This window comes from Variovorax sp. GW531-E2, assembly GCF_059423125.1.
The window spans coordinates 105,481-118,547 of record NZ_JBWKXQ010000003.1; the positions used below are offsets into that span (position 1 = coordinate 105,481).

At 69.1% G+C, this 13,067-nt stretch carries 12 protein-coding genes; 8 read left to right on the forward strand and 4 right to left on the reverse strand.

Going from position 1 to position 13,067, the window contains the following annotated elements; genetic code table 11:
• Positions 1–4: 4 nt before the first annotated feature.
• Positions 5–913 (reverse strand): LysR family transcriptional regulator, encoded by a 909-nt coding sequence (locus AC07XP_RS03355; protein ID WP_062476442.1) that lies wholly within the window; start codon positions 911–913, stop codon positions 5–7.
• 152 nt (positions 914–1,065) lie between these two features.
• Between AC07XP_RS03355 and AC07XP_RS03360 the strand changes: the two genes are divergently transcribed.
• The 5 genes from AC07XP_RS03360 to mmsB are packed head-to-tail and all read left to right on the forward strand — an operon-like array spanning position 1,066 to position 6,218.
• Positions 1,066–2,589 carry a CoA-acylating methylmalonate-semialdehyde dehydrogenase gene (locus tag AC07XP_RS03360; protein ID WP_495263793.1) on the forward strand — a complete coding sequence of 508 codons (1,524 nt, stop codon included), beginning with the start codon at positions 1,066–1,068 and terminating at the stop codon, positions 2,587–2,589.
• A complete protein-coding gene (locus AC07XP_RS03365; RefSeq protein WP_070059333.1) occupies positions 2,586–2,984 on the forward strand; it encodes a lysozyme inhibitor LprI family protein in 399 nt (132 codons plus the stop codon). The genes AC07XP_RS03360 and AC07XP_RS03365 overlap by 4 nt, the downstream gene beginning before the upstream one ends.
• Positions 2,981–4,135, forward strand: coding sequence for an acyl-CoA dehydrogenase family protein (locus AC07XP_RS03370; protein WP_070059332.1), 1,155 nt, complete (start codon positions 2,981–2,983; stop codon positions 4,133–4,135). The genes AC07XP_RS03365 and AC07XP_RS03370 overlap by 4 nt, the downstream gene beginning before the upstream one ends.
• A gap of 27 nt (positions 4,136–4,162) precedes the next feature.
• On the forward strand, positions 4,163–5,281 hold the full coding sequence (locus AC07XP_RS03375) for an enoyl-CoA hydratase/isomerase family protein (RefSeq protein ID WP_495263794.1): 1,119 nt from the start codon (positions 4,163–4,165) through the stop codon (positions 5,279–5,281).
• A gap of 40 nt (positions 5,282–5,321) precedes the next feature.
• Positions 5,322–6,218, forward strand: coding sequence for a 3-hydroxyisobutyrate dehydrogenase (gene mmsB / locus AC07XP_RS03380; protein WP_062476455.1), 897 nt, complete (start codon positions 5,322–5,324; stop codon positions 6,216–6,218).
• Here the strand turns inward: mmsB and AC07XP_RS03385 are convergent.
• Together AC07XP_RS03385 and AC07XP_RS03390 are read right to left on the reverse strand one after the other, a co-directional pair.
• Positions 6,203–7,468 carry an MFS transporter gene (locus AC07XP_RS03385; protein WP_495263795.1) on the reverse strand — a complete coding sequence of 422 codons (1,266 nt, stop codon included), beginning with the start codon at positions 7,466–7,468 and terminating at the stop codon, positions 6,203–6,205. The genes mmsB and AC07XP_RS03385 overlap by 16 nt on opposite strands.
• 95 nt (positions 7,469–7,563) lie before the next feature.
• On the reverse strand, positions 7,564–8,490 hold the full coding sequence (locus AC07XP_RS03390; protein WP_139706387.1) for a LysR family transcriptional regulator: 927 nt from the start codon (positions 8,488–8,490) through the stop codon (positions 7,564–7,566).
• A gap of 100 nt (positions 8,491–8,590) precedes the next feature.
• On the opposite strand from AC07XP_RS03390, the gene metE reads away from it, so the two are divergent.
• From metE to AC07XP_RS03405, 3 genes are all read left to right on the forward strand, one after another.
• Positions 8,591–10,927, forward strand: a complete 2,337-nt coding sequence (metE, locus tag AC07XP_RS03395; protein ID WP_495263796.1) for a 5-methyltetrahydropteroyltriglutamate--homocysteine S-methyltransferase — start codon at positions 8,591–8,593, stop codon at positions 10,925–10,927.
• 37 nt (positions 10,928–10,964) lie between these two features.
• The gene (locus AC07XP_RS03400) at positions 10,965–11,819 is read left to right on the forward strand and encodes a hypothetical protein (RefSeq protein ID WP_495263797.1); all 855 of its coding nucleotides are present in this window, start codon (positions 10,965–10,967) and stop codon (positions 11,817–11,819) included.
• A 197-nt stretch (positions 11,820–12,016) separates the two neighbouring features.
• Positions 12,017–12,361, forward strand: coding sequence for a hypothetical protein (locus tag AC07XP_RS03405; RefSeq protein ID WP_062481853.1), 345 nt, complete (start codon positions 12,017–12,019; stop codon positions 12,359–12,361).
• Positions 12,362–12,460: 99 nt separating this feature from the next.
• On the opposite strand, the gene AC07XP_RS03410 is transcribed toward AC07XP_RS03405, so the two are convergent.
• Positions 12,461–13,045 (reverse strand): DNA-3-methyladenine glycosylase I, encoded by a 585-nt coding sequence (locus AC07XP_RS03410; protein ID WP_495263798.1) that lies wholly within the window; start codon positions 13,043–13,045, stop codon positions 12,461–12,463.
• Positions 13,046–13,067: the final 22 nt, after the last annotated feature.

Consider the following 13,067-nt stretch of genomic DNA (forward strand, 5'->3'; position numbering starts at 1 on the left):
CCGGTCACCTGGCGTTCGCCGCGCTGTCAGGCAACAGCACCTGCTGTTGCGCCGTGGCCGTCGCGCGCAGGAATTCCCACACCGTCTGCATGCGCGCCAGGTGCTTCGTTTCCGCCGGCATCGACATCCAGAAGGTCCGCGTGAAGTTCGCCGCGTCCGGCAGCACCGGCTTGAGCGCGCGGTCGTCCTGCGCGATGAACGCCGGCAGCACCGCAATCCCCGCGCCCGCCGCCACCGCCCGGTGCTGCGCCAGCACGCTGGTGCTGCGCAGCGCAAAGCTGTCGGGGCGGTGCAGTTCGTCCAGGTACTGCAGCTCCTTGCTGAACAGCAGGTCGTCCACGTAGCTGATGAAGGTGTGGCCGCGCAGGTCTTCGCGCGTCTTGATGGGCTTGTGCGCGGCCAGGTACTGCTTGGATGCGTACAGGCGCAGCGTGTAGTCGGTGAGCTTGGTGACCACCACCGGCCCGCGCGCCGGCCGCTCGAGCGAGATGACGATGTCGGCCTCGCGCCGAGACAGGTGCACCAGCCGCGGCATCGCGAGCAGGTCGATGGTGAGCTTCGGGTGCTGCACCGCGAACAATGCCAGCTGCGGCGCCAGCACCACGGTGCCGAAGCCCTCGGTGGCACCGATGCGCACCAGCCCGGACAGGCCTTCCTGCGATGCCGGCGCGGTGCTCTCCACGGCCTGGAAGGCGCTCTCCATCGCCTCGACCTGCGGCTGTAGCCGACGGCCCGCCTCGGTGAGCCGGTGGCCGCCGGCCTCGCGCGAAAAGAGGGGCGCGCCCACCTCCTTTTCGAGCGCCTGGATGCGCCGCGCGACGGTGGTGTGGTCGACCTCCAGCCGGCGCGCCGCGCTCATCAGCGTGCCCGAGCGGGCGAGTTCGAGAAAGTAGCGCAGGTTGTCCCAGTCCATGTGCGTGCGGCCTCGTGTGGGGTGGCGTGCGGTGCTTTGCATTTTTGCAAAGCGATGACGCATATTTGTCTATTGTCATGGCAAATCTGCAAAGCTAGGATGCAGGCTGCACCGGTTCGAACCGGTCCCGTATTCACAGGAGACAAACCCCCATGGACGCCACCACCACCCCCTCGACGCAGGTCGCCACCGTCAAGCTGCTCATCGGCGGCAAGTTCGTCGAATCGAAGACCACCGAATGGCGCGACGTCGTCAACCCGGCCACGCAACAGGTGCTGGCCCGAGTGCCCTTCGCCACCCAGGCTGAACTCGACGCCGCCGTGGCCTCCGCCAAGGAAGCCTTCAAGACCTGGCGCAAGACGCCCCTGGGCGCGCGCGCCCGCATCTTCCTGAAGCTGCAGCAGCTCATCCGCGAGAACATGGGCGAGCTGGCCGCGATCCTCACGGCCGAGCAGGGCAAGACGCTGCCGGACGCCGAGGGCGACGTGTTCCGCGGCCTCGAAGTGGTCGAGCACGCCTCGAACATCGGCAACCTGCAACTGGGCGAGCTGGCCAACAACGTGGCCAACGGCGTCGACACCTACACGCTGCTGCAGCCGCTGGGCGTGTGCGCCGGCATCACGCCGTTCAACTTCCCCGCGATGATCCCGCTGTGGATGTTCCCGATGGCCATCGTCACCGGCAACACCTTCGTGCTCAAGCCTTCCGAGCAAGACCCGATGGTCACGATGCGCCTGTGCGAACTCGCGCTCGAAGCCGGCGTGCCGCCGGGCGTGCTGAACGTGGTGCACGGTGGCGAAGCGGTCGTCAACGGCATCTGCGACCACAAGGACATCAAGGCGATCAGCTTCGTCGGCTCGACCAAGGTCGGCACGCACGTCTACAACCGCGCCACGCTGGCCGGCAAGCGTGCGCAATGCATGATGGGCGCGAAGAACCACGCCATCGTGATGCCCGACGCCAACAAGGAGCAGACGCTCAACGCATTGGCCGGTGCGAGCTTCGGCGCCGCCGGTCAGCGCTGCATGGCCGTGTCGGTCGCGGTGCTGGTGGGCGAGGCGCGCAACTGGGTGCCCGAACTCATCGAGAAGGCCAAGACGCTGAAGATCGGCGCGGGCACTGAAAAGGGCGTGGACGTGGGCCCGCTCGTTTCGTGCGCAGCGTACGACCGCGTGAACAGCCTGATCGAGCGCGGCGAAGCCGACGGCGCCAAGCTCGTGCTCGACGGCCGCAAGCCCACCGTGCCCGGCTTCGAGAAGGGCAACTTCGTCGGCCCGACGATCTTCACCGGCGTGAAGCCCGGCATGACCATCTACGAACAGGAAGTGTTCGGCCCCGTGCTGTGCATCGCCGACGCCGAGACCATCGACGAGGCCATCGACCTGATCAACAGCAACCCGAACGGCAACGGCACGGCGATCTTCACGCAGTCGGGCGCCGCGGCGCGCCGCTTCCAGGAAGACATCGACGTGGGCCAGGTGGGCATCAACGTGCCGATCCCGGTGCCGGTCCCGATGTTCTCGTTCACCGGTTCGCGCGCTTCCAAGCTCGGCGACCTGGGCCCGTACGGCAAGCAGGTCATCATGTTCTATACGCAGACCAAGACCGTGACGGCACGCTGGTTCGACGACAGCACCGTCTCGCACGGCGTCAACACCACGATCAGCCTCAAGTGAGGCAGGGGCTTCGCGTCGCAGCCTGGGCCGCCGCGGCGGCGCTTGCCCTGCTGGCCGGCGGGGCGCAGGCGGCCGGTTCCGACGAGCCGGTCGACTGCAACCCCAACGGCAACCAGCAGCAGATGAACGACTGCGCGCTGCGCGATTTCCGCGCGGCCGACGCCGAGCTCAACATCCGCTACGGCGAGGTGATGAAGACGCTTTCGCCGCAGATGCGCGTCGCGCTGCGCACCGAGCAGCGGACCTGGCTCAAGGGCCGCGACCCCGGGTGCAAGCGGGCCGCGAAGGCGAACGAAGGCGGCTCGATCTGGCCGCTGGTGTTCAACGCGTGCCTGGAAAAATCGACCCGCAAACGCACCGCCGAACTGGACCTCTGGAAGGGTCGTCAACCATGAATTTCGAACTGTCCGAAGAACAGAACGCCTTTGCACAGACCGCGCGCGATTTCGCGCAGGCCGAGTTCGCCCCGCATGCCGCGCAGTGGGATGCCGAGGCGGTCTTTCCGCGCGAGGCCATCGCCAAGGCCGGCGAGCTGGGCTTTTGCGGCCTGTACGCGCCCGAGCGTATCGGCGGCCTGGGCCTGCCGCGGCTCGACTCGGCGCTGGTGTTCGAGGAAATGGCCGCGGTCGACCCGTCGACCACGGCCTTCATCACGATCCACAACATGGCGACGTGGATGCTCGGCACCTGGGCCACCGACGCGGTGGCGCAGCAGTGGGGCGAAGACCTCACGAGCGGGCGCAAGCTGGCGTCGTACTGCCTGACCGAACCGGGCGCGGGCTCCGACGCGGGGTCGCTCAAGACGCGCGCCGAACTGCAAGGTGCCGAGTACGTGATCAACGGCAACAAGGCCTTCATCTCCGGCGCCGGCTCCACTGACGTGCTGGTGCTCATGGCCCGCACGGGCGGCGCGGGCGCCAGCGGCATCTCGGCCTTCGCGGTGCCGGCCGACGCGCCGGGCGTGAGCTACGGCAAGAAGGAGCACAAGATGGGCTGGAACAGCCAGCCCACGCGCACCATCAACTTCGACAACGTGCGCGTGCCGGCGCAGAACCTGCTGGGCAAGGAAGGCGAGGGCTTTCGCATCGCCATGAAGGGTCTCGATGGCGGGCGCATCAACATCGCGACCTGCTCGGTGGGCGCGGCGCAGGGCGCGCTCGACGCAGCGCGCCGCTACCTGCACGAGCGCCAGCAGTTCGGCAAGCCGATCGCGAGCTTCCAGGCGCTGCAGTTCAAGCTGGCCGACATGGCGACCGAGCTGGTCGCCGCGCGGCAGATGGTGCGGCTGGCCGCCAGCAAGCTCGACGCGGGCCATGCGGACGCGAGCACCTATTGCGCGATGGCCAAGCGCTTCGCGACCGATGCGGGCTTCAACGTCTGCAACGACGCACTGCAATTGCACGGCGGCTACGGCTACCTGAGCGAGTTCCCGCTCGAGCGCCTGGTGCGCGACACGCGCGTGCACCAGATCCTCGAAGGCACCAACGAAATCATGCGCGTCATCGTTGCGCGAAAATTGCTGGAAGGCGACAGCGATATCCGCTGAACGCGCCGCATCCAGGACCTGAAAACAATGACCGACAACGTAGTTCTCTTCAACGAAATCAAGACCGCCGGCGGCCAGCGTTTTGCCGTGGCCACGCTCAATGCGCCGGCTTCGCTCAACGCGCTGTCCGTGGACATGGTGCGCCTGCTCACGCCCAAGCTGCGCGAGTGGGCAGCCGACGCCGGCATCGTCGGTGTGCTGCTCGACGCGGCGGGCGAAAAAGCCTTCTGCGCCGGCGGCGACCTGCGCCAGCTCTACCAGACGCTGCTCGACTGCGGCCCCGCGCGCAACACCTACGCCGAAGACTTCTTCCGCGAAGAGTACGAGCTCGACCACCTGATCCACACCTTCCCCAAGCCCTTCCTGTGCTGGGGCCACGGCATCGTGATGGGCGGCGGCGTGGGCCTGCTGGCGGGCGCCTCGCACCGCGTGATGACGCTGCAAAGCCGCATCGCCATGCCCGAGATCAACATCGGCCTGTATCCCGACGTGGGCGGCAGCTGGTTCCTGCGCCGCACGCCGGGCCGCACGGGCCTGTTCCTGGCGCTCACGGCCGCCAACATCAACGCGCACGACACCATCTTCTGCGGCCTGGCCGACGTGCTGGTGCCGCAGGAGCGCAAGGCCGACGTGCTCGCGGCCATCGCGTCCACGCAGTGGGCCGGCGGCGACGCCAAGGCCGACCGCGCCACGCTGTCGCGCATCCTCGCCAAGGCGGGCGAGGGCGCTGAAATGCCCGCCTCGAAGGTGCGCGAGCACTACGACACCATCAACGCGCTGATGGCCGGCGACGACCTGCTCGACATCGCCAAGCGCCTGCGCGACGTGCAAAGCGACGACGCCTGGCTGCAGACTGCTTCGAAGACCTTCACCAAGGGCGCGCCGAGCTCCATCGCGCTGAGCTTCGAGCTCTGGCAGCGCGTGCCGCGCATGTCGCTGGCCGAGGTGTTCCGCCTCGAGTACTGGGCGTCGCTGGGCTTTTGCGCGAACAAGGATTTCGCCGAAGGCATCCGCGCCGTGCTGGTCGACAAGGACCGCAACCCGCGCTGGAACCCCGCCACGCTCGAAGAGATCACGCCGGCCTTCGTCGAAGACCACCTGCGTCCGCGCGGCGAGATGCCGGCGGAGCTGGCATCGCTGACCTGACCGGCCCCATTCCCTGCACAGAACAACGGAGACAAGACACATGAAGATCGCATTCATCGGCCTGGGCAACATGGGCGGCCCGATGGCCCTGAACCTGCACAAGGCAGGCCACACGCTCAGCGCCTTCGACCTCTCGGCCGAAGCCTGTAAGAAGTTCGCTGCCGAAGGCCTGCCGATCGCGAAGTCGGCCGCCGAGACGGTGGCCGGCGCCGAGGTGGTGATCAGCATGCTGCCCGCCAGCGCGCACGTCGAGGGCCTGTTCCTCGGCGGCGCCGGCAAGCCCGGCCTGCTCGACAGCATCCAGGCCGGCACGCTCGTGATCGACAGCAGCACCATCGCCGCCGCCACCTCGCGCAAGGTGGCCGAGGCCGCCGCCGCCAAGGGCGTCGCGATGATCGATGCGCCCGTGTCGGGCGGCACCGGCGGCGCCATTGCCGGCACGCTGACCTTCATGGTCGGCGGCGACACCCAAGACCTGGAGCGCGCGCGCCCGGTGCTCGAGAAGATGGGCGCCAACATCTTCCACGCCGGCGCGGCCGGTGCGGGCCAGACCGCCAAGATCTGCAACAACATGCTGCTCGGCATCCTGATGATCGGCACCTCGGAAGCGCTCGCGCTGGGCGTGGCCAACGGGCTCGACCCGAAGGTGCTGTCCGAAATCATGCGCCGCAGCTCGGGCGGCAACTGGGCGCTCGAGAAGTACAACCCCGTGCCCGGCGTGATGGAAGCGGCGCCGGCCTCGAAGAACTACGCCGGCGGCTTCGGCACCGACTTGATGCTCAAGGACCTGGGCCTGGCGCAGGAAAACGCCACCGCCGTGCGCGCGGCCACGCCGCTGGGCGGCCTGGCGCGCAGCCTGTACGCGGCGCACAGCCTCGCGGGCCATGGCGCGCTCGATTTCTCGAGCGTGCTGAAGCTGGTTCAGAAAGCCGGCTGAACGGCGCGCCGGCCGCGCCGCGCCATCGCGAGCAGCAGGCCGGCCGCCACGAGGTTGGCGGCGATCGCCACGAGGATCGGCAGCAGGTAGCTGCGCGTGAGGTCGAAGGCGAAGCCCGCGGCGCTCGGCCCGATCAGCGTGCCGATGGCCACGCTGGTGTACAGGATGCCGATGATCGCGCCGATGTGGCGCCCGCCGAACCAGTCCATCACCAGCGCGGGCAGCAGCGCCACGAAGCCGCCGTAGAACACGCCGTAGGCGAAGGCGAACAGGGCCAGCCCCCAGAACCCGCCCGACACGGCCCACACCACCAGCGACAACGCCATGCCGGCCGACATCAGCGGCAGCGCATGGTCGCGGCCCATGCGGTCGGCCAGCCCGCCCAGGAAGAAGCGGCCCGCCGTGCTGCCCACGCCGATCGCGCCGAGCAGCAGCACCGCCGACGATGCGGCCACGCCGTGGTCGAGCGCGTAGGGCACCAGGTGCACGAAGGGCACGAACAAACCGAACGAGCTGATGAGGCAGGCCGCGTACAGCCCCGCGAAACGGCCCGAGCCCACGGCCTCGCGCACCGAGGCGCCGGGCGGCAGCGCGGTGGAAGCCTGCGCCTGCGGTGGCTCGCCATCAGGCCCGAGGCCGCGTGCGCGCGGGTCGTTCTCGACCAGCAGCGCCATGCCCACGCCCACCACGGCCGCGAGCACGCCGAGCGCCAGGTAGGCGTCGCGCCAGCCGAGCGTGTCGATGAGCCACGAGGCCAGCGGCGGCATCGCCAGCGTGCCCACGCCGATGCCGCTCACGGCGAGCCCCGAGGCGAAGCCGCGCTGGCGCACGAACCAGCGCTGCACCGCGCCCAGCACCGGAACGTACGAGGCACCCACGCCGAGGCCGACACCGAGCCCGTAGGCCCAGAAGATCTGCGTCAGGCTGCGCGCCTGCCCCGCGAGCACCAGCCCGAGGCCGACCAGCACCATGCCCGCGACGGCGAGCCGCCGCGCGCCCCAGCGGTCGGCGAGCGGGCCGCTGAACACGCCGAGCCCGAAGTACAGGAAGCCCGCGAGCGAGAACACCAGCGACACCTCGCCGCGCGAGGCGCCGAAGTCGCGCTGCAGCGCATCGAGGAAGGCGCTGAAGGTGTAGGCGCAGCCGAAGCCCACGAACATGACGGCGAAGGCGCCGGCGACCACGAGCCAGCCGTGGAAGAAGCGGTGGCGCGGCGCAGCAGGGGAGTCGGGCGTGTTCGGCGTTGTCATGGGGCGATCCGTGGTGGTGGTCGATCTTCAGGCCGTGCACCACCACGCACTGGCCGGAATCGGACGTGATCCTCCCGCCATCGGGCTCACAGGGTTCACAGCAATTCGATCCCCGGCAGGCTCTTGAAGCAGCTCTCGCGCGTGACGCGCACGAAGTCGTCCAGCCAGGGCCGTGCCGAGGTGGCCTGCGTGCAGGCCATGTACAGCCGCCCCGTCAGGCCCCGGGCGCCCACGCGGCGCGCCGTGACGTAGCCGCGGTCGAGGTAATTCTGCACCGCCCACAGCGGCAGCGTGGCCACGCCGCGTCCGCTGGCCACCAGCTGCAGCATCGCCACCGTGAGCTCGGTGGTTCGCCGGTGTGCGGGCTCGACGCCGGCGGGTGCCAGCACCTGGCGCACGATGTCGAGCATCTCGTCGGGCACGGGGTAGGTGATGAGCGTCTGGTCGGCGAAGTGCCGGGCCGTGAGGTGCGCCTTGGCCGTCAGCGCGTGGTCGTTGGCCAGCAGCGCGACGATCTCGAAGCGGAACAGCGCGTGGTAGTCGACCGTTTCGTCAGGGTCCTGCTCGGAGACGATCGCCACTTCGGCGCGGTTCTGCATCACCAGCGCGATCGGGTCGGGGTGGAAGCCCGAGACGATGTCGAGTTCGATCTCGGGCCAGCGCTGGCGGAAGGCGTCCATCGCGGGCATCAGCCAGTCGAAGCAGGTGTGGCACTCGACCACGATGCGCAGCTGCCCGCTGCGCCCCAGCGCCAGCCGCGCCACGTCGCGCTCGGCCTCTTCGACGAGCGGCAGCGCGGTGTCGGCCAGCTGCAGCAGCCGCAGCCCCGTGGTGCTGAACTGCGGCGGCACCGACTTGCGTTCGAACAGCTGCGCGCCGTAGCGCTCTTCGAGCAGCTTGATCTGGTGCGACAGCGCCGACTGCGTGAGGTTGAGCAGCTGCGCCGCGCGCACCAGGCTGCCGGTGTCGCGCAACGCGGCCAGCGTGCGCAGGTGGCGGATCTCGAGGATGGACTGCATCATGAAAATGATTCAAGCGAATGGGCAAAAGGTTTCGTTTGAATCATATGCGCCAAACGCCGACCATCACCGGTTTCCAAGACCAGCGACCGGATTACCTGCAATGACCACCCGTACCCACATCCTCGGCTTTCCGCGCATGGGCGCCCACCGGGAACTCAAGTTCGCCCTCGAGAAGCACTGGCGCGGCGACACCGGCCACGCCGCGCTCGAAGCCGTCGGCGAGGCGCTGCGCGCGCGCCACTGGCAGGCGCAGCGCGACGCGGGGCTGGACTTCGTGACCGTGGGCGACTTCGCCTTCTACGACCACGTGGCCAACCACATCCAGCTGCTGGGCTGCGAGCCGGCGCGCTTCGGCTTCAGCGGCGACGAGCCCGAGCTGTCGCGCTACTTCAAGATGGCGCGCGGGGTGGAAGACGAGGCAGGCCATGTGCACGACGACAGCTGCACCCACGGCACCGAAGGCACCTTCGCGCTCGAGATGACGAAGTGGTTCGACACCAACTACCACTACCTTGTGCCCGAGTTCGATGCGGCCACGCAGTTCAAGCTCGCGTCGACGCGCCTGTTCGACGAGGTCGCGCAGGCGCAGCAGGCCGGCCACGCGGTCAAGGCCGTGCTGCTCGGGCCGCTGAGCTTCCTGTACCTGGGCAAGGAGAAGGCGGCCGGCTTCGACCGCTTCTCGCTGCTCGAATCGCTGCTGCCCGTGTACGAGCAGGTGCTCGGCCGGCTCAAGCAGCAGGGCGTGGAATGGGTGCAGATCGACGAGCCGATCCTGGGCCTCGACCTGCCCGAGGCCTGGCGCAATGCCTTCGAACGCGTGTACTGGCAGATCGCGCGCAATGCGCCGAAGCTGCTGCTGGCGAGCTACTTCTCGCCGCTGTCCGAGAACCTGCGCCTGGCCTGCCAGCTGCCCGTGGCCGGCCTGCACGTCGATGCCGTGCGCGCGCCGCAGGAGTTGACCGGCGTGGCCGACTGGCTGCCGGCGCACAAGGTGCTGTCGGTCGGCGTGGTCGACGGCCGCAACATCTGGCGCACCGACGTCGACGTGGCGCTGGACAAGCTCAGGCCCGTGGCGGAGAAGCATCAGGGCGAGCTGTGGATCGCGCCGTCGTGCTCGCTGCTGCATGTGCCGTTCAGCCTCGCGGCCGAGACGAAGCTCGACACCGAACTGAAATCGTGGCTCGCCTTCGCCATCGAGAAGCTCGACGAGTTGCGCGTGCTGCGCGCCGCCGTCGATGGCGACGAAGCCTCGGTGGCCGCCGATCTCACGGCCGCCCGTGCCGCCGTGGCCGCGCGCCGCGCCAGCCCGCGCGTGCACCGCGCCGATGTGGCGCTGCGCCTGGCACGCAGCGTGGCCGGCGACGACCGCCGCGCGTCCGCTTTCCCGCAGCGCCAGCAGCTGCAGCGCACGCGCTTCGCACTGCCCGCGCTGCCGACCACCACCATCGGCTCGTTCCCGCAGACCGCCGAGATCCGCGCAGCCCGCGCCGCCTTCAAGCGCGGCGAGCTCGATGCCGCCGGCTATCGCGAGAAGATGCGCGCCGAGATCGCACTGGCCGTGCGCAAGCAGGAAGCTCTGGGCATCGATGTGCTGGTGCACGGCGAGGCCGAGCGCAACGACATGGTCGAGTACTTCGGCGAGCAGCTCGACGGCTTCGCCTTCACGGCCAACGGCTGGGTGCAGTCGTACGGCTCGCGCTGCGTGAAGCCGCCGGTGATCTTCGGCGACGTGGCGCGCCCGACGCCGATGACGGTCGAATGGACCGCCTATGCGCAGAGCCTCACCAAGTTGCCGATGAAGGGCATGCTGACCGGCCCCGTGACCATCCTGCAGTGGTCGTTCGTGCGCGACGACCAGCCGCGCGCCACCACCTGCGAGCAGATCGCGTGGGCGATCCGCGACGAGGTGAACGACCTTGAGGGCGCGGGCATCGGCATCATCCAGATCGACGAACCCGCGATCCGCGAAGGCCTGCCGCTGCGCCGCGCGGGCTGGCCGGCGTACCTGCAGGCGGCCACGCGCGCCTTCCGCATCAGCGCCTCGGGCGTGCGCGACCAGACGCAGATCCACACCCACATGTGCTATTCGGAGTTCAACGACATCCTGCCGGAGATCGCGGCGATGGACGCCGACGTGATCACCATCGAGACCAGCCGCTCGGACATGGAGCTGCTGCGCGGCTTCGGTGGCGAGGGCGGCTTTCGCTACCCGAACGAGATCGGCCCGGGTGTGTACGACATCCACTCGCCGCGCGTGCCCTCGGTCGACGAGATCGTGCGCCTCATGCGCAAGGCCTCGCAGGTGGTGCCGGGCGAGAACCTCTGGATCAACCCCGACTGCGGCCTCAAGACCCGCGGCTGGCCCGAGACCGAGGCGGCGCTGTCGAACATGGTGGCGGCCGCGAAGCTGCTGCGCGGGGAGCTTGCGCGGGCCTGATGAAGGGCGCGGGATTGCGGCGTGCCAATAATGCGGGATGTCCTTGCTGTCCCGCCTGTCGTCGCCCCGTTGCCTCTTGTTGCTGTCGTTGCTCCTTGCCCCCTTGACGGGGTGGACGCAGGACCGCGCGCAGGCCTTGCTCCAGTTCGAGGGCGTGCAGGCGCGCTACCAGAACGCCTACGGCCCCGGCGCCGTGTCGCGCGGCGCGCGCGAGCTGCTGGAACCGCCCGACCTGGCCATTGCCGACAAGGCCCTGCAGTCGCTCGACGTGGCGGCAGGTCGTGCCTTCGACGTGAACGCCTCGGTGGCCGCGATCCGACAAGACGTGGCGGCGGCCGGGCAGGGCGCCGCCGCGCCGGGCCCGCAGGTGCTGGAGGCCGTGGCGCGCCTGGCGAAGCTGCGCGCCGACTACGCCGCGATGGACGAGCCCGCCAAGGTGGCGTTCTTTCACCAGCAGCATGCGCGGCCGGCCGACCCGGCGCGCGTCGAACTGCTGGCGCGCATGACGGTGGCCGAGGCGCGCGAGATCGATTTCTCGAGCCAGCTGCTCATGAGCGCGGTGGTCAAGCAGCTGGCGCGCGGGAATGTCGGACAGTTCAGCTCGCTGCCCGACCGCACGCTCGACACCGCGCTCGACTCGCTCTGGTCGCGCGGCGTGACCTCGCCGCGCCCGCGCAACCTGATGACCGTGGCGCGCGAGTTCGAAAAGCTGGTCACGCAGGCGCTGCTGCTCGCGCTGCCCGACGCCGACGTGGCCGCCTTGCTCGCCTGGCGCAACGAACCACAGGCCGCCGCCGAGCGCGAGGCGCTGCTGGGCAGCTACCGCGCCGAGGTCAAGGGCAGCGGCGCGGTCGCGATCCGCACGCTGGTGCGCAGCTGGGGGCGGCCCTGAGACTTGACGAAAGAGCGCCAAAGTTTGCAAACTCGGGGGCGTTTGTACGAAAAAGTTTCACGCGAACCCCGCATGTCGGAAAGTTCCCCGTGATTGTTTCAATTCCGTGAACACTGCGATTCAGATTGACTGGGGTTTACCCTAGGAATTTGGCGCACACTTCAGGGCACCCAAAGCCCGATCAAGAAGGAATTGAAATGAAGACCTCGAACATCCTCGCCGCCGCCGCTCTCTCCCTGCTCGCCGCCGCTGGCGCCGCCCACGCAGAGACCTACGAAGGCGTTCACGCCGTGACCTCCGGCTACAGCCGTGCCGACGTGGCACCGCAAGCCGTGGCCGCCGCCCGTGCCGGCAACGAATACAGCGACGCCGTGTCGGCCAGCGTGGCCCCCGTGCTGGCCTCGTCGGTGGACCGCGCTTCGGTCCGCGCCGAAGCCGTGGCAGCCGCCCACGCTCCCGGCCAGAACCTGCGCCGCGAATCCTTCGCCGGCAGCGTGATCCCCTCGCAGGCACGCAGCTTCACGCGCCAGGCTGGCCTGTGATCGACGGCGGCGCAAGCCGCCTCGGTTGAGAGAGACCACCACCCGAAAAGACCGGACCGTGCAACAGCACCGTCCGGTTTTTTCACGTCTGTGCTGTGCTCAGGCGCGCCGATGGCTGCGGTGGCAGTGGCAGTCGGGCGCGTGGTCGTCGACGATGCCCGTGGCCTGCATCCAGGCATAGACGATCACCGGGCCGACGAACTTGAAGCCGCGCTGCTTCAGCGCCTTGGACATCGTTTCGGACAGCGGCGTCTGCGTGGGCACCGTGCCCGTGGTGTTGACGACCGGTTGGCCGCCTGCGAGGCCCCAGACGAAATCAGAGAAATCTTCGCCCGCCGCCTGCATGGCCAGGTAGGCCTTGGCGTTGCCGATGGCGGCTTCGATCTTCGCGCGCGAGCGCACGATGCCCGCGTCCTGCATGAGGCGCTCGACGTCGGCCGGCGTGAAGCGCGCCACGGTCTCGGGCACGAAACCCTCGAAGGCCGCGCGGAAGGCGTCGCGCTTGCGCAGGATCGTGAGCCACGACAGGCCGGCCTGGAAGCCGTCGAGCATCAGCTTTTCCCACAGCGCGCGGCTGTCGCGTTCGGGTACGCCCCATTCGGCGTCGTGGTAGCTGGCCAGCAGCGGATCGGTGCGGGCCCAGGCGCATCGCAGGGGCGAGGAAAGGCTGTCGTCTTGAGGCATGGCTCGGCTATCGTCGGGGAAT

What these genes read in the sequence shown, in the direction of transcription:
- AC07XP_RS03355 (WP_062476442.1), bottom strand. Translation starts at nt 913, where the DNA reads ATGGACTGGGACAACCTGCGCTACTTTCTCGAACTCGCCCGCTCGGGC.
- AC07XP_RS03360 (WP_495263793.1), top strand. Translation starts at nt 1,066, where the DNA reads ATGGACGCCACCACCACCCCCTCGACGCAGGTCGCCACCGTCAAGCTG.
- AC07XP_RS03370 (WP_070059332.1), top strand. Translation starts at nt 2,981, where the DNA reads ATGAATTTCGAACTGTCCGAAGAACAGAACGCCTTTGCACAGACCGCG.
- AC07XP_RS03375 (WP_495263794.1), top strand. Translation starts at nt 4,163, where the DNA reads ATGACCGACAACGTAGTTCTCTTCAACGAAATCAAGACCGCCGGCGGC.
- mmsB (WP_062476455.1), top strand. Translation starts at nt 5,322, where the DNA reads ATGAAGATCGCATTCATCGGCCTGGGCAACATGGGCGGCCCGATGGCC.
- AC07XP_RS03385 (WP_495263795.1), bottom strand. Translation starts at nt 7,468, where the DNA reads ATGACAACGCCGAACACGCCCGACTCCCCTGCTGCGCCGCGCCACCGC.
- AC07XP_RS03390 (WP_139706387.1), bottom strand. Translation starts at nt 8,490, where the DNA reads ATGATGCAGTCCATCCTCGAGATCCGCCACCTGCGCACGCTGGCCGCG.
- metE (WP_495263796.1), top strand. Translation starts at nt 8,591, where the DNA reads ATGACCACCCGTACCCACATCCTCGGCTTTCCGCGCATGGGCGCCCAC.
- AC07XP_RS03400 (WP_495263797.1), top strand. Translation starts at nt 10,965, where the DNA reads ATGTCCTTGCTGTCCCGCCTGTCGTCGCCCCGTTGCCTCTTGTTGCTG.
- AC07XP_RS03405 (WP_062481853.1), top strand. Translation starts at nt 12,017, where the DNA reads ATGAAGACCTCGAACATCCTCGCCGCCGCCGCTCTCTCCCTGCTCGCC.
- AC07XP_RS03410 (WP_495263798.1), bottom strand. Translation starts at nt 13,045, where the DNA reads ATGCCTCAAGACGACAGCCTTTCCTCGCCCCTGCGATGCGCCTGGGCC.